This window comes from Acidobacteriota bacterium (assembly GCA_039030395.1).
Taxonomy (GTDB): Bacteria; Acidobacteriota; Thermoanaerobaculia; order Multivoradales; family JBCCEF01; genus JBCCEF01.
Map to the genome: position 1 here is coordinate 21,569 of JBCCEF010000030.1, position 26,348 is coordinate 47,916.

19 protein-coding genes and 3 pseudogenes are annotated in these 26,348 nt (G+C 63.9%); 16 read left to right on the top strand and 6 right to left on the bottom strand.

Going from position 1 to position 26,348, the window contains the following annotated elements; translation table 11 throughout:
- Positions 1-36: 36 nt before the first annotated feature.
- Entirely contained in the window at positions 37-1,950 is a 1,914-nt protein-coding gene (locus AAF481_18985; protein MEM7483257.1) for a DEAD/DEAH box helicase, read from the bottom strand.
- 370 nt (positions 1,951-2,320) lie between these two features.
- Here AAF481_18985 and rocD point away from each other — a divergent pair, with 370 nt between their 5' ends.
- The gene (rocD, locus tag AAF481_18990) at positions 2,321-3,550 is read left to right on the top strand and encodes an ornithine--oxo-acid transaminase (protein ID MEM7483258.1); all 1,230 of its coding nucleotides are present in this window, start codon (positions 2,321-2,323) and stop codon (positions 3,548-3,550) included.
- Positions 3,551-3,763: 213 nt separating this feature from the next.
- Entirely contained in the window at positions 3,764-4,816 is a 1,053-nt protein-coding gene (locus AAF481_18995; protein MEM7483259.1) for a Fic family protein, read from the top strand.
- Between the two features lie 20 nt (positions 4,817-4,836).
- Here the strand turns inward: AAF481_18995 and AAF481_19000 are convergent, their stop codons facing one another.
- Entirely contained in the window at positions 4,837-5,856 is a 1,020-nt protein-coding gene (locus tag AAF481_19000; protein ID MEM7483260.1) for a hypothetical protein, read from the bottom strand.
- Between the two features lie 291 nt (positions 5,857-6,147).
- Positions 6,148-6,933 carry a signal peptidase I gene (lepB, locus tag AAF481_19005; protein ID MEM7483261.1) on the bottom strand — a complete coding sequence of 262 codons (786 nt, stop codon included), beginning with the start codon at positions 6,931-6,933 and terminating at the stop codon, positions 6,148-6,150.
- A gap of 240 nt (positions 6,934-7,173) precedes the next feature.
- Here lepB and AAF481_19010 point away from each other — a divergent pair, with 240 nt between their 5' ends.
- The 7 genes from AAF481_19010 (at position 7,174) to AAF481_19040 (ending at position 15,096) form a co-directional block, all read left to right on the top strand.
- Positions 7,174-8,109 (top strand): dienelactone hydrolase family protein, encoded by a 936-nt coding sequence (locus AAF481_19010; protein ID MEM7483262.1) that lies wholly within the window; start codon positions 7,174-7,176, stop codon positions 8,107-8,109.
- 6 nt (positions 8,110-8,115) lie between these two features.
- Entirely contained in the window at positions 8,116-9,639 is a 1,524-nt protein-coding gene (locus AAF481_19015) for a sodium/proline symporter (GenBank protein MEM7483263.1), read from the top strand.
- A 252-nt stretch (positions 9,640-9,891) separates the two neighbouring features.
- Positions 9,892-10,497 (top strand): 30S ribosomal protein S4, encoded by a 606-nt coding sequence (rpsD, locus tag AAF481_19020; protein MEM7483264.1) that lies wholly within the window; start codon positions 9,892-9,894, stop codon positions 10,495-10,497.
- 67 nt (positions 10,498-10,564) lie between these two features.
- A complete protein-coding gene (locus tag AAF481_19025; protein MEM7483265.1) occupies positions 10,565-12,826 on the top strand; it encodes a TonB-dependent receptor in 2,262 nt (753 codons plus the stop codon).
- 11 nt (positions 12,827-12,837) lie between these two features.
- Positions 12,838-13,131, top strand: coding sequence for a hypothetical protein (locus AAF481_19030; GenBank protein ID MEM7483266.1), 294 nt, complete (start codon positions 12,838-12,840; stop codon positions 13,129-13,131).
- 49 nt (positions 13,132-13,180) lie between these two features.
- On the top strand, positions 13,181-13,558 hold the full coding sequence (locus AAF481_19035) for a hypothetical protein (protein MEM7483267.1): 378 nt from the start codon (positions 13,181-13,183) through the stop codon (positions 13,556-13,558).
- On the top strand, positions 13,555-15,096 hold the full coding sequence (locus AAF481_19040; protein ID MEM7483268.1) for a PepSY-associated TM helix domain-containing protein: 1,542 nt from the start codon (positions 13,555-13,557) through the stop codon (positions 15,094-15,096). The genes AAF481_19035 and AAF481_19040 overlap by 4 nt, the downstream gene beginning before the upstream one ends.
- Positions 15,097-15,103: 7 nt before the next feature.
- On the opposite strand, the gene pgl is transcribed toward AAF481_19040, so the two are convergent.
- Complete coding sequence (gene pgl / locus AAF481_19045) at positions 15,104-15,880, bottom strand: 6-phosphogluconolactonase (protein MEM7483269.1); 777 nt, start codon at positions 15,878-15,880, stop codon at positions 15,104-15,106.
- Positions 15,877-18,657 (bottom strand): bifunctional transaldolase/phosoglucose isomerase, encoded by a 2,781-nt coding sequence (locus AAF481_19050; protein MEM7483270.1) that lies wholly within the window; start codon positions 18,655-18,657, stop codon positions 15,877-15,879. Before AAF481_19050 ends, pgl begins: the two co-directional genes overlap by 4 nt.
- A gap of 371 nt (positions 18,658-19,028) precedes the next feature.
- On the opposite strand from AAF481_19050, the gene AAF481_19055 reads away from it, so the two are divergent.
- The 6 genes and pseudogenes from AAF481_19055 to AAF481_19080 all read left to right on the top strand — a co-directional run bounded on the left by AAF481_19055 (position 19,029) and on the right by AAF481_19080 (position 24,052).
- Positions 19,029-19,433, top strand: coding sequence for a copper-binding protein (locus tag AAF481_19055; GenBank protein ID MEM7483271.1), 405 nt, complete (start codon positions 19,029-19,031; stop codon positions 19,431-19,433).
- Positions 19,434-19,492: 59 nt separating this feature from the next.
- Positions 19,493-20,836, top strand: a complete 1,344-nt coding sequence (gene hemG / locus AAF481_19060; GenBank protein MEM7483272.1) for a protoporphyrinogen oxidase — start codon at positions 19,493-19,495, stop codon at positions 20,834-20,836.
- Positions 20,837-20,950: 114 nt separating this feature from the next.
- Positions 20,951-21,931, top strand: coding sequence for an NAD-dependent epimerase/dehydratase family protein (locus AAF481_19065; protein ID MEM7483273.1), 981 nt, complete (start codon positions 20,951-20,953; stop codon positions 21,929-21,931).
- A gap of 40 nt (positions 21,932-21,971) precedes the next feature.
- Positions 21,972-23,282 (top strand): aminotransferase class I/II-fold pyridoxal phosphate-dependent enzyme, encoded by a 1,311-nt coding sequence (locus tag AAF481_19070; protein ID MEM7483274.1) that lies wholly within the window; start codon positions 21,972-21,974, stop codon positions 23,280-23,282.
- A pseudogene (locus tag AAF481_19075) lies at positions 23,170-23,619 on the top strand (carboxymuconolactone decarboxylase family protein). Before AAF481_19070 ends, AAF481_19075 begins: the two are co-directional and overlap by 113 nt.
- Before the next feature lie 25 nt (positions 23,620-23,644).
- Complete coding sequence (locus tag AAF481_19080) at positions 23,645-24,052, top strand: cupredoxin domain-containing protein (GenBank protein MEM7483275.1); 408 nt, start codon at positions 23,645-23,647, stop codon at positions 24,050-24,052.
- A gap of 50 nt (positions 24,053-24,102) precedes the next feature.
- Here AAF481_19080 and AAF481_19085 read toward each other — a convergent pair.
- Positions 24,103-24,306, bottom strand: a pseudogene (locus tag AAF481_19085) (DNA polymerase IV).
- Between AAF481_19085 and secA the strand changes: the two are divergent.
- Positions 24,274-26,348 (top strand): annotated as a pseudogene (gene secA / locus AAF481_19090) (preprotein translocase subunit SecA). The pseudogenes AAF481_19085 and secA overlap by 33 nt on opposite strands.

Consider the following 26,348-nt stretch of genomic DNA (forward strand, 5'->3'; position numbering starts at 1 on the left):
AGTCCCATTCCCCAGAAGGCTTGTCGGGCAACGAAGCTACCCTCGCTGACGCCGGCGCATGGAGCGATAGCGCTCCAGGATCTCCGAGCGTTCCGGACGCGGTCTCCGCTGCGCCTTGGCCGACGGCCCAGGTGAGGCCGCTTGAGGTGCAGACGGCTGAGGCGGGACCGCCTGAGGTGCGGCCGGCCGAGGTGCGGCCGGCCGAGGTGGGGTTGGTTCGGACGATTCTGCTTTGGCCGGCGCCGGCTGGGGTGCAGACGGTTTGGGAGAAACCGGCCTGGCGGCAGCCGGCGCGGGTGGGGCCGCCTGAGGTGGGGCCGCCTGAGGTGCGGCCGATCGAAGCGTAGCCGGCTTCGGTGCAGGCGGCGGCGAGGCCGGCTGAGGCGCGGCCGGCTGAGGCGCGGCCGGCCGCAGCGGAACCTTATCCCCGCGCCGCCAGGCACAGCGCTTGGCGAAGCGGTAGAGCACCTCGGTGCGATCGTCCGTCGCCGGTTCCACCGGCGCGATCTCCGCCTCCCGCGCCTCGGCGGGTACCTCGTTGTCGAAGTTCCCGGAGGCGAGCGACGGCGCCGGCGTCTCCGCCGCCAGTGGCGCAGACGGCTGCGGGGTGGGCGGCGAGGCCGCAGTCTTCGGTGTCGACGGCCGGGGCTTCGGCGCAACGGGCTCGGCGGCGGACACCGGAACCGGAGGCTTCGCTACGGCCTTCGGCGCCGGCGGATCGTCGAGCTTCGAACGACCCTTGTCGTAGTCGAAATCTTCCACTTGGATGCGCGGCAGCTTGGAGCGGATCGCCCGCTCGATGGCGTGCAGATCCGCCAGCTCGCGCGCCGCCACGAAGGTCATCGCGTCACCCGTCGCCTGCTGGCGTCCGGTGCGGCCGATGCGGTGGATGTAGTCCTCCGGCTGTGCCGGCACGTCCACGTTGATCACGTGGGACAGCCCCTCCACGTCGATGCCGCGGGCCGCCACGTCCGTTGCCACCAGCACCCGGAACTTGCCCTTCTTGAAGGCCTCCAGAGCACGGGTGCGCTGCACCTGTGAGCGGTCGCCATGAATCGCCGTCACCTTGACGCCGTGGTTCGAAAGGTAGCTCGCCAGGCGGTCCGCCCGGTCCTTGGTGCGGGTGAAGGCGAGGGCGTTGTCGATCCCGCCGTGGCGCAGCAGGTGCAGCAGCAGCGCCGGCTTGTAGGCGTGGCGCACGAAGTAGGCGGCCTGAGTGATGCCCGTCGCCGGCGCCGCCTTGCGCTCGATGTTGATGGTCGCCGGCTCGCGCAGCAGTTCGCGCGACAGCGAAGCGATGGGCCCCGGCATGGTGGCCGAGAACAGCATCGTCTGGCGGCGGGCGGGCATCTTGCCGAGGATACGGCGAACGTCCGGAATGAAACCCATGTCGAGCATCCGGTCCGCCTCGTCGAGCACTAGGAACTCCACCTCGTCGAGGTGGCCGTAGGGCCGCCGCAGATGGTCCAGCAGCCGCCCCGGGGTGGCGATGATCATGTCGAAACCGCGCCGGATGGCGCGCTCCTGGGGCTCGAAGGCGACGCCACCGTGGATCACTGCGGCGGTCAGATCGGTGTATTTGCCGAGATCCTGTAGATGTTGCTCGACCTGCGCCGCCAGCTCGCGGGTGGGGGTGAGCACCAGGCCGCGGGTCACTCCCCGGCGCCGGGCCAGGAGCTGCTGCAGGATCGGCAGCAGGAAAGCCGCCGTCTTACCGCTGCCGGTCATCGCGGCGCCGAGTACGTCGCGGCCCTCCATCGCCGGCGGGATGGCGTCCGCCTGGATCGGCGTGGGCTGCGTGAAGCCGAGATCGTCGACCGCCTGCAACAGTTCCGGTTCGAGACCGAGATAGCCGAAACCGACGGGTTTCTCCGGCTCCGGTTCCGCCGCCGGCGTGGGGATGTTCACGTCTTCACGGCCTGGATAGTCTTTGTTGTCGTCAAGGGGCATGCGAGATCTCCCGGCTCCCCATCACCCGGCAACGACACCGAGGCGCGCGCCGCCGAGGCTCGACCATGAGCATGGAGGCGGGCGACTCCCGGCGCCGGAGACCGCACGGCACTCGAAACGCGGGAGCGAATCCTTCGTTCAGGGGAGCCCGAGTCGGGCCGAAGGTTCGAGCGATTGTATCTCGAAACGGCTGGAAAGAAAGGGGTCCCGGCGATTTCGGCGCGGCGGCCGGAAGACTCTCCAGGGCGGCCTGTGGTCACCGCGGGCAGTGGCCCCAACCACAACCCCGGCAATGGCTCTGGCAACGGGCCTTCGATCTATGGTACAAGCGGCCAAGAACTTTGACCGACGACACGGAGACTTTTCACCCATGACCACTGCCCCCATCCAGACCGCGCCCGGCCTCAGCAGCACCGAATTGATTGCCCTCGAAGACCACTACGGAGCCCACAACTACCACCCCTTGGATGTCGTCATCACCCGCGCCGAGGGCATCTGGGTGTGGGACGTCGAAGGCCAAAAGTTCATGGACTTCCTGGCCTCCTATTCGGCCGTCAACCAGGGCCACTGCCATCCCAAGATCGTCGCCGCCCTGGTCGAACAGGCGAGCCGCGTGGCGCTCACCTCGCGCGCCTTCCGCAACGACCAGCTCGGCTTGTTCTACAAAGACCTTTGCGAGCTGACCGGCTACGCCAAGGTGCTGCCGATGAATAGCGGCGCCGAGGCGGTGGAAACGGCGATCAAGGCGGCTCGCAAGTGGGCCTACACGGTGAAGGGCGTCGAACAGGACCAGGCGGAAATCCTCGTCTTCGACCAAAACTTCCACGGCCGCACCACCACCATCGTCGGCTTCTCCTCAGAAGACCAGTACAAGGAAGGCTTCGGCCCCTTCACCCCGGGCTTCAAGATCCTGCCCTACGGCGATATCGACGCCGTGCGCCAGGCGATTGGCCCAAACACCGCCGCCGTAATGATCGAGCCGATCCAGGGCGAAGGCGGCATCATCGTTCCGCCGGAAGGCTTCCTGCGCGAGCTGCGGGAGGTCACCTCCCAGCACAACGTGCTGCTGATGGCCGATGAGATCCAGTCCGGCCTCGGCCGCACCGGCAAGATGTTCTGCTTCGAGCACGAAGGCATCCGGCCAGACGTGGTGATCATCGGCAAGGCCCTCTCCGGTGGCCTCTACCCGGTGTCCGCGATGCTCTCGGACGACGAAGTGATGGGCGTCTTCCACCCCGGCGACCACGGCTCCACCTACGGCGGCAACCCGGTGGCCGCCGCCGTCGCCCGCACCGCCCTCCAGGTGTTGGTGGACGAAGACCTGATCGAAAACTCCGCCCGCCTGGGCCGGTACCTGATGGATCGGCTGCGGGCCATGAACTCACCGCACGTGCACGAAATCCGCGGCAAGGGCCTGTGGGTGGGCATCGAACTCACCCCAGCCGCCGGCGGCGCCCGCAAGTTCTGCGAAGCACTCCAGAACCGCGGCGTACTGTGCAAAGAGACGCACGAAAACGTCATCCGCATCGCCCCCCCGCTCACCATCACCCAGGAAGAGTTGGATTGGGCCTTGGAGCGGATCGAGGCGGTTCTGGCGTAGGTTTTCCTTCCAGCATGAAACCCGGCTCATGGGGCACTCCCCGTGGGCCGGGCACCCAAGAAAGCGACCCCAGATCGGCGGATCGCCTCAAGCTCTGACATCGAGCTGTGACAAGCTGTGACATCGAGCTGTGACAAGCTGTGACATACGAGCGGTGGGTTCTCGCATCGTTGATAGCCCACGACTGGATGAAGCACGAGCCGGCAACCCACCATGAGCAGCTTTTCCCCCAGGTTCACGATCACCAACGCCATCACCCAAGGGCTGACGTCGATCGAGCGGGCTCGCGGCTTCCTGGAAGCGGCAACGCTCTCGGAAGAGTGGGTGCGGCGCATGAGCCAGCGGGCGCTGCTGCTCGAAGCCCACCACACCACCCACATCGAAGGCACCGAATTGACCCTCGACGAAGCCGAGCGCCTGTGGAGCGGCGGCGAGGTCGCCTTGGCGAAGCAGGACGACGCGCGCGAGCTGCTCAACTACCGGGACGCCTTTGCCCTGGTTTCCGACTACCTCGGCAGCGGCGAGCCAATCACCGAGGGCCTCATCCGGGAAATCCACAAGCGGCTGGTCGAAGGGGTACGGGGCGGCGAGGGAGGCCCCGGCGCCTACCGGACAATCCAGAACTACGTCGTCAACAGCACCACCCGCGAAGTGATCTACACCCCCCCGCCACCTTCGGAGGTCGCCCCGGCCATGGCCGAGTTGGTGCGCTGGCTGCGGAAAGAAGAGGCCGTTCACCCGGTCCTCGTAGCGGGCATCGCCCAGTTCCAACTGGTGCACATCCACCCGTTCCTGGACGGCAACGGACGTACCTCCCGGCTGCTCTCCACCCTCTGCCTGTACCGCTCCGGCTACGACTTCAAGCGCCTGTTCACCCTGAGCGAGTTCTACGACCGCGACCGCACCGCCTTCTACCAGGCGCTCCAAGGCGTGCGCGAACAAGGAATGGACCTGACCGGCTGGCTCGGCTACTTCGTCGAAGGGCTGGCAACCCAGCTCGCCGAAGTCAGAGCGCGCGGCGAGGCGGCCATCCGCACCGATGTGATCGCAGCGGAGCGCGGCCTCAACGCCCGCCAGGTCGCGGCCTTGGACCAGGTTCTGGCGAACCAGCGCCTGACCGTGGGCTATCTCGAGAAACTGTTTCCGGAAACCAGTCGCCGGACTATACAGCGCGATCTCAGGGGGTTGGTCGAGAAAGGGATTCTGCGAGAAGTTGCGACGGGACCGACGGATCCCAATCGGCACTATGTTCTTGGGGAGCTGTGAAACCTTGCCCCATCCGAGGACTAGCCCTTGGATGATCTCCACAATTCGACAGCTTCCTTCAAAAGAAATGGTAGCTCTTCACGAGCAAAGAGGTAGTCGCTATGGGAGGCTCCCAGGTCCCGCAGATATGGGCCTCGGAGGGTAAGATCCATCGTTTCCCGGAATTCTGCCACCGCTTCCTCGGCCGCTTTCGTATGCCCCCGAGACGCCTTTCGGTAGGCTTCCAGTCCGAGTTCATACAGCCAAGGAAAGTCATCTTTGACAAGGCTTGCCACAATTAGAATTCCTATCGGCCCACCGGGGCCACGCGATCTCCCTTGAGTAAGATGCGCAAGCTCACGAATCGCTCCTGGATACAAACGATGTTTGCGCCGAAGCCTTCCCACCTCGCCAAATTCCTGAATCCGCTCAGGAAGCTCACTGAGGCTGAATTGGATCTGTTCGAGCACCCCATCTTCATCACCCGCACCGAGTTTCGCTTCTACCTTGGCAAGCCCACTACGAACTTCTGTCAACACACTCACCAGCTCCGCTAGGGAGCGTTCTTCAGGATCCTCACTTTGCCGAAGCATCTGTAGGTCCAAAGAAACGGAGATGGGGGTTTCCAATTCCGTCGGATCCGCTTCGAGCGACTTGACTTGCGCCACAATCTCCTTTCTTGCGGCATCCACACTGTCAAGATCGTGGTGATCTACCTGGACCGTCCTTTGATTGGCTACATCGAAGGGTATCCGCTCTCCCTTCTTAATAATTTGCACCAGCGGCTTCCGAATCGCGTGCCTGATCGCGAGTTCGTAGAAGACGTTCGGGTTCCGATCAGTGAGATCAGCAATCACAAGTGGGTCGCTCACAACGCGCTGAATTACCTGACTGGTAATCAGGCCAGGACGATCGATCTCATCCGCCCGGACGGCGCTATATCCGCATTCTTCAACTGCTGGCCTAATAATGTGTTTAAGGACCTGATCCGAACGCTTGCGGATGCTCGATTCCGAGTCGCCAATCGGTGCGATGACGAAACACGGCTTTGTATCAGTCAAGAATATCCCTCCTTCAGACGCCTACAGCTCAGTAATACGAAGGTCTCAGTGCATCCTTCGCCGATGCGGCAACATCTTATAGCCTTCTAACTGTACCAATCACGCCTGTCAACTCCCGCACAGACGGCTCACAGCAACGACTAGTCAGCCGAATTCAGAAGAACGCCGAAGCCGTCTGTAGATGCAAGGAAGCGGGTTCCGAGGCACCGCAGGCGTACAGGTAGTACGCCGAGGATGACTCGGGTTCCGAAGACGCCGCAGATGCGGGCAGATCCGGCGCTTCTTTCAGCTTTAGGGTAGGCCGAGGAAGAACCGGCTCCACCGGGGCCGCCGGCTCCGCTCTGGATCGAGCGAGAACACCACCGCCGTCGCTTCGCCGACGATCAGGTTGCGGTCCACCACGCCGAAGCTGCGGGAGTCGCTGCTGTTGTCGCGGTTGTCGCCCATCACCCAGTACTGGCCTTCGGGGATGATGTTCGGCCCGAAGTTGCGCTGTTGGGGACTGCCGGGGGCTTGACGCCAGATGACCGGGTGGCGGTCGAGGTCTTCCATGGACTCCCACAGGACGCGCCCGTCGGCGACCAGCGCTCCGACTTCGAGGCCGAGGGCGCCTTCGTGGTCTTCTGGCGCGAAGCGCTGGTAGGAGGCCACTTCGCCGTTGATGCGCAAGCGCCCGCGGACCATCGACACCTCGTCGCCGGGTACGCCGATCACCCGCTTGACCAGCCGCTTGCGTTCGCCCTTGGGCGAGTAGAGGACCACCACGTCGCCGCGCTGGGGATCGCTCCACTCGGCGAGGCGGACGCGGGTGAAAGGGATCTTCAGGTCGTAGGCCAACTTGTTGACGAAGATCCGCTCCCCTTCGAGGATGGTCGGCCGCATGGAGCCGGTGGGTACGTCGTTCCAGTCGGCGACCGCCGAGCGGAAGGAGAACACCACCAACAGGACGATCAGAAAGGGCTTGACCCACTCGTGCCAGAAGCCGCGGGCGCCGGAGGCCTTGGGCTTCTCGCCGGCTTCTGCGGTCGGCGCCGCCGGTTCGGGAAGGTCGGAGGTTTGGGCCTGGGTGTCGGTCATGGGTTCGGATCGTTGACGGTCGAAAACCGAGAAAGGGACGGCGGCTCAGTCATCAAGATATACGACGCCCAGGGGGAACGGTTTCGCCGTGAGGAGCAACCTAGCCCCCGGCACGGATGCCCCCTCAGGCACGGGCATGGTACCCCACGGAGAAGACAACCCGGCACCCTCCGCCAATCTTCCCGCGGGCTCACCGCTGGTAGCATCCCCCCGACTCGAACCACTGAGGAGAACCCTTTGATGAATCGAATTCTCACCGGCCACCTTGGCCTGCGTTGGACTCTCTATCTCCCGCCGTTGGCGATGGCCCTGCTGCTCGGCGCAGGCTGCGGCGGCAGCGCCGCGGACGACTCGAGCGATGACTACGCTGCCCGCATGGCCCAAGAGCACGACGGCGACACTCCGGTCGCCGGTGACGCGGGCCGCGCGGCGGACACGACCCGGAAGATCACCACCACCCAGCCGGTGTATGCGACGGTCGACGGCACCGAGGTAACCGGCTACTTCGCCGAGCCGCTGGGCGCCGCGGACGACACGCCCGGCCTGCTGGTGATCCACGAGTGGTGGGGCCTCAACGACAACATCGAGACGATGGCCCGAATGTTCGCCCAGCAGGGCTATCGCGCCCTGGCGGTGGACCTCTACGGCGGTCAGATGGCGGAGGACCCGGAGGGCGCCCGGGCGCTGATGCAGGCGGCGATGGAGTCGCCGGAGCGGGCGCAGGAGAACCTGCGCCAGGCGCACGCCTTTTTGACCGGCCGCGGCGCCGGGCGCACCGGCTCCATCGGCTGGTGTTTCGGTGGCGCCTGGTCTCTCGAAAGCGCCCTGCTGCTGCCCGGCGAGCTGGACGCGGCGGTGATCTACTACGGCCGCCTGGTGACCGACAAGAAACGACTGGCGCCGCTCACCGCTCCGATCCTCGGCATCTTCGGGTCCGAAGACCGGGGCATCCCGGTGGCCCAGGTCGAAGCTTTCGAGGCAGCCCTCGACGAGCTGGGAAAGGTCGCCGAGATCCACCTCTATGAAGGCGCGAACCACGCCTTCGCCAACCCTTCCGGCAGCCGCTACGCGCCGCAGGCGGCGAAGGACGCCTGGGAGAAGACCCTCGCCTTTTTCGACGCCCACTTGAGCGACGATGAGAGCGATTCCGACCAGAACGAGGCGGACGAGAGCTAGCCCCCGGTGCTTCTCGCCGCCGCCACGTCCGCCGATCCGGCGAGCGCCGTGACCGAGAGCGGTGCCGCCGTTGCCGCCTTCGTGCTGTATCTGACGGCGGTCGTCGTCATCGGCGCCTTCTCATCGCGTTTCTCCTCCGCCGGCATCTCGGAGTTCTTTGTCGGCGGGCGGCGCATGAACCGCTATGTGGTGGCGCTGTCGGCGGTGGTCTCCGGCCGCAGCGCCTGGCTGCTCCTGGGGATGACCGGCCTGGCTTATGTGCGCGGCGCTTCGGCACTGTGGGCGGTGGTGGGCTATATCAGCGTGGAGCTGTTCCTGTTCCTCTCTTATGGCCGGCGGCTGCGGCAATTCAGCGAGGTGCACGACTGCGTCACCCTGCCGGATTTCTTCGCTGCCCGGCTGGAGGACCGGAGCGGCCTCCTCCGCCTGCTGCTGGTCGCCATCATCCTGATCTTCCTGGTCAGTTACGTCGCCGCCCAGTTCGTCGCCGGCGGCAAGGCCTTCTCGGCCGGTTTCGGCCTGGAGCCGACCCAGGGGGTGCTGTTGACCGCCGTCATCATCTTGCTGTACACGGTGCTCGGGGGCTTCCTGGCGGTCAGCCTGACGGATCTGATGCAGGCGGTGTTGATGCTGCTGGCGCTGGTGGTGCTGCCGGTCCTGGCGGTGGCCGAAGCGGGAGGCCTGGGGGCAGTGCTCGACCAGCTCCGGGCGATCGACCCGGCGCTGACGGATCCCACGGCGATCGCCGTCGGCACCCTGCTGGGCTTTCTCGGCATCGGCCTCGGTTCGCCGGGCAACCCGCACATCCTCACCCGCTTCATGTCCATCGACGACGCCGAGCAGCTACGCACGGCGGCGGTGGTGGGCACCCTGTGGAACGTGTTGATGGCCGGCGGCGCGATCTTCATCGGCCTCGCCGGTCGGGTGTACTTCCCCAGGGCCGAAATGCTGGTGGCCGGCGACACGGAGAACCTCTACCCGGCCCTCGCCCAGCAGCTTCTCCACCCGTTCCTCTTCGGCCTGGTGATCGCCTCGATCTTCGCGGCGATCATGTCGACGGCGGACTCCCAGCTCCTGGTGGCCGCTTCCGGGGTGGTGCGCGATGGCTACGAGAAGGTGCTCCAGCGCGGCCATCAGGTGCCCCAGAAACGGCTGGTCCAGATGTCCCGCGCGGTGGTACTCCTGCTGGTGGTGCTGGCCCTGGTACTCGGGCTGCTGGCTCGGGACCTGGTGTTCTGGTTTGTGCTATTCTCCTGGGCCGGCCTGGGGGCGGCCCTCGGACCGACGTCCATCCTCGCGCTGTACTGGCGGCGCACCACTCGCGCCGGAGTCATCGCCGGACTGGTCGTCGGCACCGCGGTGACCATCGTCTGGAAGTTGACCGCCCCCCTCGGCGGCTTCTACGAATTGATTCCGGCCTTTTTCTCAAGCCTCGCCGTCACGATGGCGGTGAGCTTGACGACTCGCCCACCGGAGCGCGTCGAGGCCCTGATGGCAGATTGCAGATCGTCAGAATCCTTGCGACTGTAGCGTTTCTACTGTTTTTGACAAACCGGACCAAAACGGTACAGAATATCTCCATGCTTATTGAGAAGTAATCTCAATAGAGAGAAGGCGCCCAACGGGTGCACCCGAGCACGACCCCAAAGGCCTTCGAACTCGACGATCCACGGACGGATTGGAAATACCAACTACCCAGTCTTCGGCGCACGGAATGCTGTCGTTCTCACTGACCTCCACCTGCGAGGGTCCGTCGCCTGTTTGCCGATAGGAGTTATAGCCATGAATTACACCGGCCCCAAAGTCCGCCTCTCCAGAGCGCTGGGAATCGCCATCACCCCGAAGGCAGCGCGCATTATGGAGCGCAAGCCATACCCTCCCGGCCAACACGGTGCGGGCCCTCGCCGACGCAGGGTCAGCGGCTACAAGGCACAGTTGCTCGAAAAGCAGCGCCTGCGCGCCCAGTACAACGTCAGCGAGAAGCAGATGCGGCGATATTTCGCCCGCGCAATGCGGGCGAAGGGCAACCCGGCGGACCGCCTGGTGTCCCTGCTCGAGGTGCGGATGGACGCCCTGGTGCTGCGAGGCAATCTCGCGCGCACGATCTACTCCGCTCGTCAGTACGTCGCCCACGGACATCTCGAGGTCAACGGCCGGCCGTCGAACCGGCCCGGCCATGCTCTGCGTCCCGGAGACGTGATCCGAGTGCGTCAGCGCAGCCAGCGCATGCTGTGCATCCGCGAAGCGCTGCAAAGCGGCGGTACGACCCCTGACTACATCACCGTCGACCCCGACGGCCTATCCATCCAGTTGGAACGCTTCCCTCAGCGGGAGGAGATTCCAGTGATGTGCGACGTGCAGCAGGTCATCGAGTTTTACTCGCGCTAGCGCCGATCGCGCTTTTCGTCCAGCGTTACTGCGCACCCAATTAAACCGCCTGCAAGGAAATCGAATCATGATGACCTCGCACGTCTGCCGGCTATTTCTCGCCGGTTCGATCGTTCTCGCCTGTTCTCCCATCCCTCTCCTCGCTGAAGCGATCGAGGAAACGGCGAGCGAGGAGGTTGAGGCCGCCGAAGCAAAGAAGGACGAAACAGCGCCAAAGCCAGCCGTGGAAGACGCCATCTTGGTCACCGGCCAACTGCTAGCGGACACCCTTCAGGACACGCCCGAGAGCGTCGCCGTCTGGCGGTCGGACGATCTGACGGATGCCGGCATGGAGCAGCTCGAGGATGTCTTCAACCAGACGGCCAACGCCTACCAGATCGCCAACGGCGAAGGCTTTGGCATCCGCGGCATCAACCACAACAGCGTCGGCACCGGCGGGTCCGGTGAACTGGGCAGCTACTACGTGGACGGCGTGGCCCTGACCGGTTTCGCCAAGCGCTTCGGTCCGATGGATCTGTGGGACGTCAGCCAGATCGAGATTCTGCGCGGTCCGCAAACCACCAATGTCGGCCGCAATGCCCTGGCCGGTGCCGTGGTTTTGCGAACCCAAGAACCGGTGAACTTCCGCCAGAGCCGCTGGCGCTTGGGTCTCGGCGAAGAGGCCACCTGGAGCGTGGCGGGAATGGTCAACGAGCCGCTGAGCGAGAACTCGTCGCTGCGCATCACCGCCGAGTCATGGAACTCGGACGGCTTCGTCAACAACCCCACCCGCGGCGAGGACGATTTCGACGCGCGGGAGAACTTGACCCTGCGCGGCAAGTACCTCTACCGCCCGACCGGGCGCCAGGATGTCTCGTGGCTGCTAACGGCTCAGTACGGCGAGACCCGGCGCGGCAACGACATCGTCGATCTCTCCCGCATCGACGAGCGGCTCAACTTCTCGAATCTCGAAGACTTTGAAGAGAACGACTCGGTGGTGCTCTCATCGGACCTGAGCTGGAGTCTCGGTGATCGCTGGAGCGTGCGCTCGATCACCTCCTTCCTGGACGCTGAGTACCGCAGGTTCGACGATGACGACCAGAGCGCCGGCGGCGACAACGCTTTCCGCGGCCGCGACTCGACGGACCGCAATTGGGCGCAGGACGTGCGATTCGAATACTCCGGCGGCGCCGTGCGGGGAGTGAGCGGGGTGTACTACACCGAAGTCGACAGCGACGGACAGACTCTAGGCGAGGTTTCCCTGGCGCCGGCCATCCTCGGCATTCCCTCGATCTTGTTGCCTTTCTATCCCGAGATCATCGGCGTTGGACTGCAGAGTCCCTTCGACATCCAGACCACCAACTTTGCCGCCTTCACCCGTTGGGATCGACAGTTCGGTGACCGCTGGTCCGTCTTCGGTGGCGTGCGCTACGATCTCGAAGAGCAGACTTCCGACCAGACCACCGGCACCTCGCTGCTGACGCCCCTGCCGGACACCAGCGGCCTGCCGCCGCAGATCGCCGGCGCCATCGAAGCGGTGAACGCGGTGCTGCTGGCGCAGGTCGGCACCAGCACCGCCCAGACGGACACCGAGTACGACGCCTTCCTGCCGGAATTTGGTTTCAGCTATGACTGGAGCGAGGCGGTGACCACCGGCCTATTCTACAAGCGCGGCTACCGCGCCGGCGGCGCCGAACTCAGCCTCACCGGCCGCCAGAACGAATACGACCCGGAAACTCTCGATCTGATCGAGGCATCGCTGCGCTCTCTTCTGGCGGATGGCCGGCTGGTATTCAACGCCAATCTCTACTACGGCGACTGGACGGATCAGCAGGTCAACGTGCAGCAAAGTGACAATGCCTTCGACTTTCTGACGGAGAACGCCGGGGAATCGAAGATCTACGGCGCCGAGGCGGACCTGCGCTACCGTGCCCGGGGCAGTTGGGACGTCTACGGTTCCCTCGGCTACGCCTACACCGAATTCACGGAGTTCGAGAGCGCTTCCGAAGGCGTGCTGAGCGGCAATCGCTTCTCCCTCGCGCCGGAGTGGACGGCGGCGGCGGGAGCCAACTATCGATTCCTCGACGGGTGGTTCGTCCACGGCGACGTGAATTATCAGTCGGAAGCGTTCTCGAGCGTGGAGAACGATCCGGATCTGGTCGCCGATAGCCGCACTTTGGTGAATCTGCGAGGCGGCTACGAGACGGCCCGCTTCTCGGTGCTCGCGAGCCTCGAGAACGTCACCGACGAGACTTTTGCCATCACCGCCTTTCGCAACGTCGACGGCCGCACTCTGGGAAAGGTCGGCAACCCGCGCCAGGGGCTGCTCCAGCTCATTCTGCGTTTCTGAGCGGGTAGCCAATGTTTGAGCTTCCGGTTCTCGCCTGCGTTTTGGCCGCGGCCTGCTGCCTGTGGGCGAGCCGCGTGCGGGGTGATGGTGGGCCGGCTCTGGGATGGTCGGGCGCGGCGCTCTTCGCCCTGACGGTCGTCGGCTTCATCCTCGGCTACGGCTGGGAAGTGGGGTTGGGATGGTTCGTCATTCTCCTAACCCTGGTCGCCATCGGTACGACGGCGCTGGTGAGCTGGCGGCCCACCTTCGCGTCCTGGGCGTCGGCTGCACTCCTCGGAGGCGCTGCGATATTGTGGCTCCTGTGACGGCGCTCTGACTGCCGCACGAACGGAAGAGAAGTCGGAGATGGCAGACATGGACACGTCTCACGCAGTCAACAGCAGCCACCCGGCCGACCCAGGCAACGGGTCGGCGGCCGAGGCCGGAAAGAAGCGGCGGCCTGCGCCGCGGAGCGCGGGCGAAGCTGGTGAGAGCGGATGGCTAGGGAGGATCACCGCCGGGGTGATCGGCGGCACCCTTCTCGCCTTTGCCGCCAGCGTCGCCGTGACGATCTATGTGCCCGGCCACGACGGCCTCGACCAAGCATTCTTGGGCGGCATGGTGCTCACCCTGATCTGGCCGCTGTCGATCCTGTGGATTCTCTTCGCCCAGAGCGGCCTACGCGCCTGGGCGAGAGCACTCATTCCGTTCGCTCTGTTCCTGACCCTCGACGTGATGGGGCTGCTATCGTGAAGCGTCACGGCCCCTTCCGCCTAAGCCGCCGGGCCGTCCGCCTGTTCTACGACATCCACTCCTGGCTCGGTATTCTGGCGGGATTGGCCCTCTTCGTGTGCTGCTTCAGCGGCACCCTGGCCCTCTTCGAGATCGAGCTGGTCGACTGGGAGCGTCCCTCGGCTCGCTCGCAAGGAGCCGGTACCGCGAACGTCGATCTGGATGACACCCTGAGCCGCGTCTTCGAGCATCTCGGAGACGAGCGCGACTTCTTCATCCTGCTGCCGACGGCGCGCAGCACCTCCATCGAAGCACGAGCCTTTGGCGACGGTCATGTCGACCGTATCTACATCGATCCCGCCGACGGCACGATCACCGAAGCCGAGGGCGAAACCGCTTTCGCCTTCCTGACCCACTTGCACACGGATCTGCACCTGCCGCGGCCCTTCGGCCGCTATCTGGTCGGCTTCTTGGGGATCTTCCTCATGCTGTCGCTGATTTCCGGCGCCATGGCTCACCCCAAGTTGATCAAAGAGCTGTTTCTCTTGCGCTGGCGGCCCAGCTTGCGCCTGACCTTCAGCGACATCCACAAGCAGCTCGGGGTGTGGAGCCTGATCTTCGGTCTGTTCATGGCCTTCACCGGCGCGGTCATCGGACTCCTGGGATTGTTCGCGCCGGTGATGGTCCTGAGCGCCTTCGGCGGCGATGTCGAACAGGCGACGGAGGCCTTTTCCGGACCGCACTTCGAAGCCACCGGGGTCGAGGCGCCGATGCTGCCCGTCGCGCCGCTCATCGCGGAACTCGAAGCCGCAAAACCGGGATTTACCACCCGCAGTTTCCTGATCAGTCATTGGGGCGACGAAACGGCGGAACTCAGCGTCAATCTGGAGCGCACTCCCTACCGCCACCTCGCGGCCGGTGAGTCGCACCGCCTCAGTCTGGTGGACGGCCGCACCATCCACGTCGGCAGCTTCACCGAACGCGGCCTCGGAACGCGACTCTTCGGATCGGTGCAGCCCCTCCACTACGGCCTGTTTGGCGGCATCGCCCTCAAGGTGATTTACCTGATCGCCGGCCTCGCCCTGTCCCTCGGCATCTTCAGCGGTACCATGCTGTGGCACGCTCGCAGGCGCACCGCCGCGGTCCCCGGAAGCTGGCGCGAGAGGCTGTACATTCGCCTTGGCCGAGCACACCTCGGAGTCGGCCTCGGCCTGGTGGTCGCTTCGTGTTTCGCCATCGCCGCGAGCCGGCTGGATTTGGCAGCCGTCGCGCCGGTCTTCTGGACCACCTGGGTCGTGGTGCTGCTGGTCGCCCTAGTGGTGCCGGACGGGCTCGCCCTCGCGCGCCTGGGCGGCTTCGCCGTCGCCGTTTCCCTCGGCGCCGCGGCGTCGGTGGACCTGTTCACCTCGCCGGTGACGACGCCTTCCACCGTCGCCGTGGATCTGGTGTTCCTGGCCTTGGGCCTCCTCGCCGCCGCCGCTTCCTCCCTGACCCCGCGCACCATCTTCCGGTTCCGTGCCGCCCGCCGCCCGTCCGCCGACGCGGCCGGCGTGGCCTGAGAAACCGTCAAGCGCCCACCAGCGCCGGCAGGTCGACGAACCAGCGCCGCACCCCGGATACCGACCCAGACATCGGTCCAGACGCCGGCCACACCCGTGCTGCCGGCGGGCAGTCGGGAGCCTCGGGCCGGGCGGCGAGCACCCGGCGGAGGGCCGGCGCCTTGCCTTCCCCGGTGACCAGAAAGACTATCCCTCGACTGCGCCGGAGGGCCTCCAGGGTGAGGGTGATGCGCGCCCGCGGCGCGGCCGGAGCTTCCGCCTGCGCTACCAGATGGTGATCCTCCGGCGGCAAGGCGCCGGGAAACAGCGAAGCCGTATGGCCGTCCGCGCCGAGACCCAGCAGAGTCACGTCGAAGGGTCGATTCCACCGCCGCAGCAGATCCTCATAGCGCTGGACGGAAAATGCGCCATCCGGTGACTGCGCTTCCTTCGGCAGCACCATCGGATGGACCGCCACCGGCCTTTCCGGCAGGCCGCCGAGCAGGGCTTCGCGCGCTGAGCGGTAGTTGCTGTGGGGGTCGTCCGGCGGCACGAAGCGCTCATCGCCGAACCACAGGGTGACCTGCCGCCAGGGCACTGATTCTTCGGCAGCGATAGAGCGGTAGAGGGGCAGCGGAGTGCTGCCGCCGGCGAGCACCCAGGAGGCTTCGCCGCGCTCTGCAACCGCTCGGCGCAGGTGCTCCGCGATGTGCACTGCGGCGGCCCGGGCAGCGGCCGCCGCATCTTTTGCGAGAACGATGCGGTCGATCATCGGCTGGGAGGCGGAGTCCGCCCGATGGCTCAAGAGACGGCTGTGCCGGCGGTCTCGGCCTCCGCCAGGACTTCCCGCAGACTTCGCAGGGCAGCGACGGCGTCGGCCCCGAGATCCGCCCGCAGCACTCGCCGGTTGCGGTGGCGCAGCGCCGCCGCGTCGCCGTCCGCCTGGCCGCGGACGAGGCGGGCGAGATCGAAGTCCGTGCCGGGCACCGGCAGGTCGACGGCCGGTTGGTCGACCAACTGCAGGTAGCGCCCCCGCTCAGGGCCACCTTTGTGGAGCTGCCCGGTGGAGTGGAGGAAGCGTGGCCCCCAGCCGACGGTCACCGGCCGCCCGAAGCGCTTCGCCAGCAGCTCCCGCAGTCGGCTCACCTCCTGAGCCACGTCGTCCGTCGGCGCCAAGAAGGCCTGGATCACCAGGTGGTCCCCGCCGGAGAGGAAGCTCTCCACCTCCGAGCGCCGGCTCGCCGCGTCGCCGGTCAGGGTCGGCGGGTGATCGGCGACATCGCCGCCGCCGGCCATCGCCTGCTTCGCCATCTCCTTGGCGAGCTGGACGTCCGGCTGGTCGAAGGGCTGGACACCCAGGGCGGCTCCGGCGGCGGCCGTCGCCAACTCCCAGCGGAACAGCTCCGCTCCCAGGCCCGAGGCGTCGTCGAGACCGATGTGCAGTAACGGCGCGCCCTCGGGCACCTCGGGCTCGTCCTCATCGGCGAGGGAAAAGGCGATGAACAGACGATCGTCCGCCGCCTCGGGAGCGTTCTCGCCGGCCACCGGCAGGATGCCTTTTCCGTCCTTTCCAAGGCTTTCGGCGACGAGCTGCTCCAGCCAGTCCGGCAGCGAGGAAAGACCGGGGGAGGTGCGCAGGGTCAGCTTGTCGCGCCCCTCTTTATGGGCCACGACGAGGGCGGCAGCGAGGATCAAGGAGAGATTGTCAAACTCCGACCGATCCGGTCCCGAAGCCAGGGCCATCGCCCGCGCGCCGTCGAGCAGAGCGGCAATGTCCACTCCGATCAGCGCCGCCGGCACCAGACCGAAGGGGCTCAAGGCCGAGTAGCGGCCGCCGACATCCGGCGGGGACTCGAAGAGATGGCGGTAGCCGTGCGCCTTGGCCAGGGCGCCGAGGGACGAACCGGGATCGGTGATCGCCGCGAAGTGCATGCCGGGCGACCGGTCGCCTGGCGTCTGGACGGCCCGCTCGATGCGCTGCCACAGGATCCGGCGCAGCGAATCGGTCTCCAGAGTCGAACCGGACTTGCTCGACACCACCACCAGGGTTCGCGCCAGGTCGAGGGAGTCAAGGACGCTCTCCACCGCCCGCGGATGGGTGGAATCGAGCACCGTCAGGGCCGGCCAACGTTCCCCCCCGGAGCCGGCGTTACCGAACACCGACTGGAACATTTCCGGCGCCAAGCTAGAGCCGCCCATACCGAGAAGCAGAATGTGGCGGAAGCCTTCGGACCGGACCTCGTCGGCGAAGGCCGTGATCTCCGGCACCCGCGATCGCATGGAGTCCGGCAGCGCCAGCCAGCCGAGGCGATCGACCAGTTCCGGCGCCCAGTCCGTGCCAAAGACCGTCGGGTCGCGCAGCCACAGGCGACGGCCGAAACCTTCGTCCTGCCAGTCCTGCAACCGCCGGTGAAGGTGGCCCTGGGCGGTGCCGAGATCCAGGGCCATCACTGGAACCCGAGTAGCGAGCACCGCCCGGCGCTTGTGCTCGACGGCGGACAGCAAGTCGTCGAACGAGCGCGCGAAGGCGGCCACACCGTCCGCCTGAAGGCGATCGGTGACGGCATCGAGGTCGACGCCGAGAATCTTCAGCGCGGCGATCCGTTCCGCCGCCTGCTGGACGTCTTCGGACAACGTTTCCTGCGCTTCGCCGTGGTCACGGAAGGCCGCCAGGGTCTTCGGCGGCAGGGTGTTGACGGTGTCCGATCCGATCAACTGCTCGACGTAGAGCACGTCCCGGTAGGCCGGGTTCTTGGTGCTGGTGCTGGCCCACAGCACTCGCTGCGGCCGGGCACCGCGCGCCGCCAAAGCCGCAAAGGCGTCGCCGCGGAAGATCTCTTCGAAGCGCCGGTAGGCCAGCTTGGCGTTGCAGATGGCGGTGGTGCCGAGGAGCGCCCGGGCGGCTTCGCTCTTGGGATGGCCCGGCGCGCCTTGGGCCAGTGACTCGAGCTGGGCGTCGACCGCCGAGTCGACCCGGCTGACGAAGAACGAGGCGACGGAGGCCACCCGCTCCGGCGCAGTACAGCGCTCGAGACCGCGGACGTATGCCTGGGCCACCGCTTCGTAATCGGCGAGGGCGAAGAGCAGGGTGACGTTGATGTTGATGCCGTCGGCGGTCAGCGCCTCGATCGCCGGCACACCGGCGGCGGTGCCGGGCACCTTGACCATCAGGTTGGGCCGATCGACCGCCGCCCACAGCCGGCGCGCTTCTTCGAGGGTGGCTTCCGTGTCGTGCGCCAGGTAGGGCGACACCTCCAGGCTGACGTAGCCGTCGTCGCCGCCGGTTCCCTCGTACACCGGGAGCAGCAGATCCGCCGCCTGCCGAATGTCCTCGATCGCCAGAGCCTCGTACAGCCTTGTCGCCGTGGTGCTCGGCTCGGCGGTCAGGATCGTGGCGAGTTGCTCGTCGTAGTCGTCGCTACCGCCGATCGCCTGCTGGAAGATTGAAGGATTGCTGGTCATTCCCCGCAGACCGTCTTCCTTGACCAGCCGCGCCAGTTCGCCGTCTTGCAGCATCTTGCGCCGGATGAAGTCCAGCCAGACCGCTTGTCCGAGTTCCGTGAGCTGTCGCAACGGATTCATCCTTGTACACCTCCGCCGCTAGCAGAGCGCTGAACTGCGCATCGCGCATGATTTCAGCGATCGCGCTAGCTGATTTTCGTTAGGGGGCTGGGCGCCCGCCCGCGGTCCGCCCCTCGCTCTTCGGGCTCAACCCATCCACGGCAGCTATGCTGCCGCCTCACCCTTCGGGTTCGGAAGCGGGGTGCTGACCCGTTTTGTGGGCCACCGAAAGCGAGGATCCGCAAAGAATGGCCGCAACTTCACCTCATCCTCTCACAAACTTCACCGCGAACTGGACCCTCTGGACAGCCGCTAAGGGAATCCCGAAATGGTACGATCAGCGCTCGAAAGGGCCTCATCCCAGACCACTTTCACGCGCTCCGGAATCGCCCATGAAACGCTCTTTGCTGGTCGTCGCTAGCTGCCTTTTCGCCCTCTTCGCCATCGCCTGTGGACCGGATGAGCCGGAGGCCGCGGACTCGTCGTCGCAGCGGCGAGAGATCTATCAGGTACGCGGCGAGATTCGCTCCATGCCCGGCCAGAGCGAAGTGGCCTCGGCCCTCTATTTGCGCCACGAGGCGATTCCGGACTTCGTTGGCATCGAGGGCGACGTGGTGGGCATGCCGACCATGACCATGCCCTTTCCGGTGGCCGAGTCTGTGAACCTCGACGCCTTCCAGCGCGGCGACAGGGTGAGTGCCACCCTTGAGGTGACCTGGGACGGCGATCCGCCCTTCCAGCTCATTGCCATCGAGGCGCTGCCGGCGGACACGCAACTCGACTTCGAAGCCGACTGAGAGCGACTGACTCCGAAGGAATTCGCCCCATCGCGACCGACCTTTCCCCCGCCGACGCCATCGTCGTCGGCGGCGGCATCTCCGGCCTCACCGCCGCCTTTCGCCTGCAGCAAGCCGGCCGGCGGGTCGTGCTGCTCGAAGCCGCCGAGAGGGTCGGCGGCACCTTCGAGACCCTGCACCACGAGGGCTGGTGCTGCGAGCAGGGTCCGAACACCCTGCTGGAGAGCGACCCCGCCGTCGCCTCCCTGTTGCGGGATACCGGGCTGGCGACAGAACGGCTCGCCGCGGACCCCACCGCCCGACGTCGCTACCTGTGGCTCGACGGCGGATTGGTCGCTGTTCCCGGCCACCCGCTGGGCCTGCTGCGCAGCTCCGTTCTGAGCCGCGCCGCCAAGTTTCGCCTGCTGCGCGAGCCGTGGGCCCCCACCCCGCCGGATATTGGGGAGCCTGATGAATCGGTAGCGGATTTCGTTCGCCGGCGCCTCGGGAGCGAAATTCTGGAACGGGTCGTCGAGCCGTTCCTTTCAGGCATCTACGCCGGCGATCCGGAGCGCCTGGCGGTGCGCTGGGCGCTGCCCAAGGTCTTTCGCCTGGAGCGCGACCAAGGCAGCCTGGTGAAAGGCCTGATGGCGGCGCGGAGCGGCGGCGCCGGATCGCGTCACCCGATCAGCTTCGCCGGTGGCCTCGAGGCCCTGACGGAACGCCTGGCGGAACGCCTCGGAGACGCCGTGCGACGCCGCCACCGGGTGCTCACCATCGAGCGCCGCGCCTCCGGCTTCCGGGTGCGGGGAGAGGCGGACGGCTGCGCCTTCGCCATCGCGGCCGAACACGTCCTACTGGCCCTGCCGGCCAGCCCCACCGCCGACCTGCTCGAACCCATCCCCGGCGCGGACGCCGCCGCCCTGCGGGAGATTCCCCACAGCTCCGTGGCGGTGATCTCCTTCGGCTTCGCGCGGCGCCACGTCGACCACGCTCTGGACGGCTTCGGCTTTCTCGCCCCACGGAACGGCGACCTGAGGATACTCGGCTGCCTGTTCCCGTCGAGCGTTTTTCCGCACCGGGCGCCGACGGGGCATGTAGCGCTCTCCTGCTTCATCGGCGGACGGACAGACCCGGCGGCCGTCGAGCTCTCGGACTCCGAGCTGCTCGAGCGCAGCGCGGCGGATCTCGACCGGGTCCTCGGCATCGGCGCCGCACCGGCCTTCTCGCGAGTGCGCCGCTGGCGGCCGGGTATTCCGCAGTACGAACTCGGCCACCAGCGCTTTCTGCAGGTGGCCGATGGGGTCGAAAGAGACGTCCCGAATCTTCATCTCCTCGGCAACTGGCGCTCCGGCGTGTCCATTGCCGACTGCATCCGAACGGCAGCCGAGCGGGCCGAAGGGATCCGCGCCGGGGCGGACTAGATTTGCATCGGTATACTCCTGGCGAGTTTTTCGCTCGATTCCCCGGAGAGGCACGATATGGACTTCGATGACATGGGACCCGCGCGCCGGCCTCGAATGAGGGGGCCGCTGCTCGTGACCACCAGCGAGGACCGCCGGGTCCTGATCACCGGCGCCGCCGGCCAGCTCGGCTCAGAGCTGGTTCCCGCCCTACGCCGGCGGTACGGCGCCGACGCGGTGTTGGCGACGGACATCCGCACCCTCTCCGGCGCCGCCGTCGACGGCCCGAACCGACGCCTCGACGGCACCGACCTGGAACGCTTCGGAAGGATCGCCCGGGAGCACCGGGCGACGGTCATCTATCACCTGGTGGCGGTGCTCTCGGCCACCGGCGAGAAGGACCCGCAACGCGCCTGGAACATCAACATCGGTACCCTCACCAATGCCCTGGAGGTGGCGCGGGCGACGGGCGCCGCCCTCTTCGTGCCCAGCTCCATCGCCGCCTTCGGACCGTCGACGCCGCCGGATCCCACCCCCCAGGACACCCTGCAGCGGCCTACCTCCATCTACGGCGTCAGCAAGGTGGCCGGCGAACTGCTGTGCGACTACTACGTCCAGCGCTACGGCCTCGACGTGCGCGGCGTCCGCTACCCGGGGTTGATCTCCTGGGCCGCCGACCCCGGCGGCGGCACCACCGACTACGCGGTGGAGATCTTCCACCAGGCCCTCACCCACAATCGCTACGAGTGCTTTCTGCGCGCTGGCACTCAACTGGACATGATGTATATGCCGGACGCCGTGCGGGCGGCCATTGAGCTGATGGAAACACCCTCCGAGCGGCTGACCCACCGCAACGCCTTCAACATCACCGCAATGCAGTTGACGCCGGAAGTGCTGGCGGCGGAGATCCGGCGCCACCGCCCAGACTTCGAGCTGAGCTACCGGGTGAACGAGCGCAAGCAGACCATCGCCGACTCCTGGCCGCGCCGCCTCGACGACAGCGCGGCGCGCGACGAGTGGGGCTGGCAACCGCGATGGGACCTCGAAGCGATGACCGCCGACATGCTCGAACATCTCGCCGCGAGGTTGTCCGCGCCCGCCGCGAACACCCGATAGATCTCAGTCCGCCCTTATTCCCGACCTCAGGAGACCGTTCATGCCCCTCGATCGACTATCCCAAGCCCTCGACCAGCACGTTGCCGGCCTCGCCGAAGCGGGTACCGCCAAGGGCGCCGAGACGGTGGTGGTGGACGTCCTGCCGGCGGTCGGCGAGCACGGACCGAGGTTCTTGCTCGAAGGTGAGGGGGACCGGCCGTTCCTGCGCATGAATTCAAACTCCTACCTCGGCCTTTCCCTCGACCCCGAGGTGATGGCGGCGGAGGAAGAGGCGACCCGCCGCTTCGGCGCCGGTCCCGGAGCGGTGCGCTTCATTAGCGGCACCTACCGACCGCACCTCGAACTCGAAGCGCGCCTGGCTCGCTTCCACGGCCGCGAGGCGGCAATGATCTTCAGCTCCGCCTACGCCACGGTGGTCGGCGTGCTGGTGCCGTTGACCACTCCGGGCACCTTCATCGTCAGCGACGAGCTGAACCACAACTGCATCATCAACGGCATGCGCATGGCCCGCCCGAAGGGCAAAGCGATCTACGCCCACAACGACATGGAGGACCTCGAGCGCGCCCTCGAGAAGGCCGCCGGGGCCGAAGCCGAGCGGGTGCTGCTGGTGACCGACGGCATCTTCTCGATGCGCGGCGACCACGCACCGCTGGCCGAGATCGTCGCGCTGGCGCGGCGCTTCGACGAGCGTTTTCCGGAGAACGTGGTGGTGGTGGTGGACGACAGCCACGGCGCCGGCGCCTTCGGCGAGACCGGCCGCGGCACCGAGGAATACGCCGACGCCCGGGCGGACGTCCTGATCGCCACCCTCGGCAAGGCCTTCGGGGTGAACGGCGGCTATGTCACGGCGAACGAGGCGGTCGTCGGCTTTCTGCGGGAGTCGGCGCCGCTCTACATTTACTCCAACCCGATCACCGTCGGCGAAGCCCAGGCGGCAACCCGCTCCCTCGACATCCTGGACAGCGAACGGGGGCGAGCGCTGTTAAGCCACCTGCGCTCCCTCACCGAGCGCTTCGAGCGTGGGCTGGTGGGCCTCGGCTTCGAGGTGATCCCCGGCCCTCACCCGGTGGTGCCGCTGCTGGTGCGGGACACGGTGCGTACCGGCGAGCTAGTGCGCCACCTCTATGACCACGGCGTGCTCGCCACCGGCCTGGCCTATCCGGTGGTTCCGCGCGGCGAAGAGGAGATTCGCTTCCAGGTGTGCGCCGACCACACGGTGGCCGACATCGATCAAGTGTTGGGCCACTTACGCATATTCAGAGAACGCCCTTGCAAATTACCTCGCTCTTTCAAATGCCAAGACATCCCTGAAAGCCAAAGAAAAAGAAGTAGTAAACCTCGCTGTAAGTGAAGTTAACGCTTGTGATTATTGTTTAGCCGCCCATACCGCTATAGGGAAAATGAACGGATTTACAGACGAGCAAGTGCTTGAACTAAGAGCTGGTGCAGCATCTTTTGACAATAAACTTGACGCTCTGGCCAGACTGGCAAGAAACCTTACCCAAAACAGGGGAGCTGCAAGCCAGGACGTATTGGATAACTTCTTTGCAGCCGGTTGGACCAAGGAAAACCTTATCGATACTATCGTATTGGTTGGAGATAAGACCATCTCTAACTACCTACATAAAACTACCCAGGTACCCGTTGACTTTCCAGCGGCGCAACCACTTGAATCTGTAGAAGCATAATTATAAACTATCTAAATATCTAAAAATGAAAAAAGTATTAGCAGTATTGGTATTGGCTCTTGGAGCGCTGGTAAGCGGAAATGCCCAGGACAAAATGATGAAGGATGCCAAAATGATGAAAGACAAGGCAGAGGTGATCAGCCTTGAGCAAACCCCCGGTGAGTTCACTCAAAAACAGCTTACTGTAAAGGCTGGCACCTATGTCTTCGAGATCCACAATAACAATGTGGGACATGATGTTGGATTTGTTCTGGTAGAAAAAGGAAAAGACATCAGCAAGCCGGAGAATCATATCCAGACGGCCTATGTGACAGAAGCTGTTGCTACTGGAAAGACTCAAAGGTCTAAGCCAACAAATTTGGAAAAAGGAGAGTATGTATATTTCTGTCCTTTAAACCCAACGGCTACTGATAATACACTTGTAGTTGAGTAAGCACCCATAATATGTAGAAAATTGAAGGCCTTGATGATGAGGCAGGCCTTCTAAAAATCAAATTTTAATTGAATGGAAACCGAATCTTCTTTAGGTTCGGTTTTCTTTTTTTCTGTATTCAGATTGGCCAGCGAAATTCCAAGCAACCTAACCGAATTCTGAAGGTTTTCCTGATAAAGGAGTTCTTTGGTCATTTGCAGGATGAGATTTTTATCTGACACAAAATAGGGCAGGGTTTTGCTGCGTGTCTTGACGATATTCTTGTAGAAGCCTTCGCTACCGTGCGTGAAGCAAGTAAACGGGTTTACGGTATGCGTCACTTCGACGTGCAGATGCTAGGCGGTCAAGTACTTCACCAAGGTAAAATTTCAGAAATGCGCACGGGTGAAGGTAAGACGCTAACTGCTACCTTGCCAACTTACCTTAATGCTTTGTCTGGCAAAGGGGTTCACGTTGTTACTGTGAATGATTACCTTGCTCGTCGTGATGCTGAGTGGAGTAACCAGTTATTTACTTACCTAGGTATGCGTGTGGGCTGTAACGTGCCTGGTATGTCGCCGCAGCAAAAGCGTGAAGCTTATCAAGCTGACGTAACCTATGGTACGAACAACGAATTTGGTTTTGACTACCTTCGTGACAATATGGCATTTAGCCCACAAGACCGCGTACAGCGCCCGCTTAACTATGCGGTAGTGGATGAAGTTGACTCAATTCTTATCGACGAAGCCCGTACACCACTTATTATTTCTGGTCAGGCCGAAGATAGCTCAGAGCTATATCGCCGCATCAACACCATTATTCCTAAACTTGTTCAGCAAGAAAAAGAGGATGAAGAAGGCCAAGAGGGCGATGGTGACTACACGATTGACCTTAAGGCAAAACAAATTCATCTTACCGAGCGCGGTCAAATTCACGTTGAGGAAATTCTTCAACAAGAGGGCATGCTGCCTGAAGGCGAGTCGCTGTTTGCTGCAGGTAATATTTCACTGCTTCATCATATTAACGCTGCGCTTCGTGCACACAAGTTGTTTGCTAAAGACGTAGACTACATCGTTAAAGAAGACCAAATCGTTATTGTTGACGAGCATACGGGTCGTACGATGGAAGGCCGTCGCTGGTCTGAAGGTCTGCACCAAGCTGTAGAAGCGAAAGAAGGGGTTCGTATTCAAAACGAAAACCAAACCCTTGCGTCAATTACCTTCCAGAATTACTTCCGCTTGTATAACAAGCTTGCGGGTATGACAGGTACTGCCGATACAGAAGCATTCGAATTTAACCATATTTACGGCTTAGAAACGGTAGTTATCCCGACAAACCGTCCTATGCAGCGTAAAGATATGGCTGACCTCATCTACCTAACGGCAGAAGAAAAATACGAAGCCATTGTTGAAGACATTAAAGAGTGCGTTAAACGCGGTCAACCTACACTTGTGGGTACTGTGTCTATCGAGAATTCAGAACTCATTTCTCGTATTCTTAAGAAATCGAAGATTCCTCATAAAGTGCTTAACGCTAAGTTCCACGAACACGAAGCTGATATCGTTGCCCAAGCTGGTAAGCCAGGCGCGGTTACGATTGCGACTAACATGGCAGGTCGTGGTACCGATATCGTGTTAGGTGGTAACTGGCAGGCAGAAGTAGAAAAGATTGAAAATCCAACTGAAGAGCAAATTAAAAAGATTAAGGCTGAGTGGAAAGAAAGACACGATGCCGTGCTTGCATCAGGTGGCTTACATATTATTGGTACAGAGCGTCACGAGTCTCGCCGTATTGATAACCAGCTTCGCGGTCGTTCGGGTCGTCAGGGTGACCCGGGTTCAAGCCGTTTCTACCTTTCATTAGACGACGCACTTATGCGTATCTTTGCCTCTGAAAAAATGGGCAACATGATGAAGCGTTTAGGTATGGAGCGCGGTGAAGCCATTGAGCATCCGTGGGTAACTCGCGCCATCGAGAATGCACAGCGCAAAGTAGAAGGTCGTAACTTCGACATTCGTAAGCAGTTGCTTGAATACGATGATGTGGCTAACGACCAGCGTAAAGTTATCTACGAACAGCGTAATGAGCTTCTTGATGAAGGCGATATTAGCGAGACTATCGCGGCTATTCGTGAAGACGTTATTTCAAGTGTTGTCGATGAGTACATTCCGCCACAGTCTCTTGAAGAAATGTGGGACGTAAGCGGACTTGAAGAGCGCATGCGTGCCGATTTCGCCGTAGACTTGCCAATCAAGACCTGGCTTGAAAATGACGACAAACTTTACGAAGAGAAGCTTCGCGAGCGCATTCTTGGCGA

What these genes read in the sequence shown, in the direction of transcription:
- AAF481_18985 (MEM7483257.1), bottom strand. Translation starts at nt 1,950, where the DNA reads ATGCCCCTTGACGACAACAAAGACTATCCAGGCCGTGAAGACGTGAAC.
- rocD (MEM7483258.1), top strand. Translation starts at nt 2,321, where the DNA reads ATGACCACTGCCCCCATCCAGACCGCGCCCGGCCTCAGCAGCACCGAA.
- AAF481_18995 (MEM7483259.1), top strand. Translation starts at nt 3,764, where the DNA reads ATGAGCAGCTTTTCCCCCAGGTTCACGATCACCAACGCCATCACCCAA.
- lepB (MEM7483261.1), bottom strand. Translation starts at nt 6,933, where the DNA reads ATGACCGACACCCAGGCCCAAACCTCCGACCTTCCCGAACCGGCGGCG.
- AAF481_19010 (MEM7483262.1), top strand. Translation starts at nt 7,174, where the DNA reads ATGAATCGAATTCTCACCGGCCACCTTGGCCTGCGTTGGACTCTCTAT.
- rpsD (MEM7483264.1), top strand. Translation starts at nt 9,892, where the DNA reads ATGAATTACACCGGCCCCAAAGTCCGCCTCTCCAGAGCGCTGGGAATC.
- AAF481_19025 (MEM7483265.1), top strand. Translation starts at nt 10,565, where the DNA reads ATGATGACCTCGCACGTCTGCCGGCTATTTCTCGCCGGTTCGATCGTT.
- AAF481_19030 (MEM7483266.1), top strand. Translation starts at nt 12,838, where the DNA reads ATGTTTGAGCTTCCGGTTCTCGCCTGCGTTTTGGCCGCGGCCTGCTGC.
- AAF481_19035 (MEM7483267.1), top strand. Translation starts at nt 13,181, where the DNA reads ATGGACACGTCTCACGCAGTCAACAGCAGCCACCCGGCCGACCCAGGC.
- AAF481_19050 (MEM7483270.1), bottom strand. Translation starts at nt 18,657, where the DNA reads ATGAATCCGTTGCGACAGCTCACGGAACTCGGACAAGCGGTCTGGCTG.
- AAF481_19055 (MEM7483271.1), top strand. Translation starts at nt 19,029, where the DNA reads ATGAAACGCTCTTTGCTGGTCGTCGCTAGCTGCCTTTTCGCCCTCTTC.
- AAF481_19070 (MEM7483274.1), top strand. Translation starts at nt 21,972, where the DNA reads ATGCCCCTCGATCGACTATCCCAAGCCCTCGACCAGCACGTTGCCGGC.
- AAF481_19080 (MEM7483275.1), top strand. Translation starts at nt 23,645, where the DNA reads ATGAAAAAAGTATTAGCAGTATTGGTATTGGCTCTTGGAGCGCTGGTA.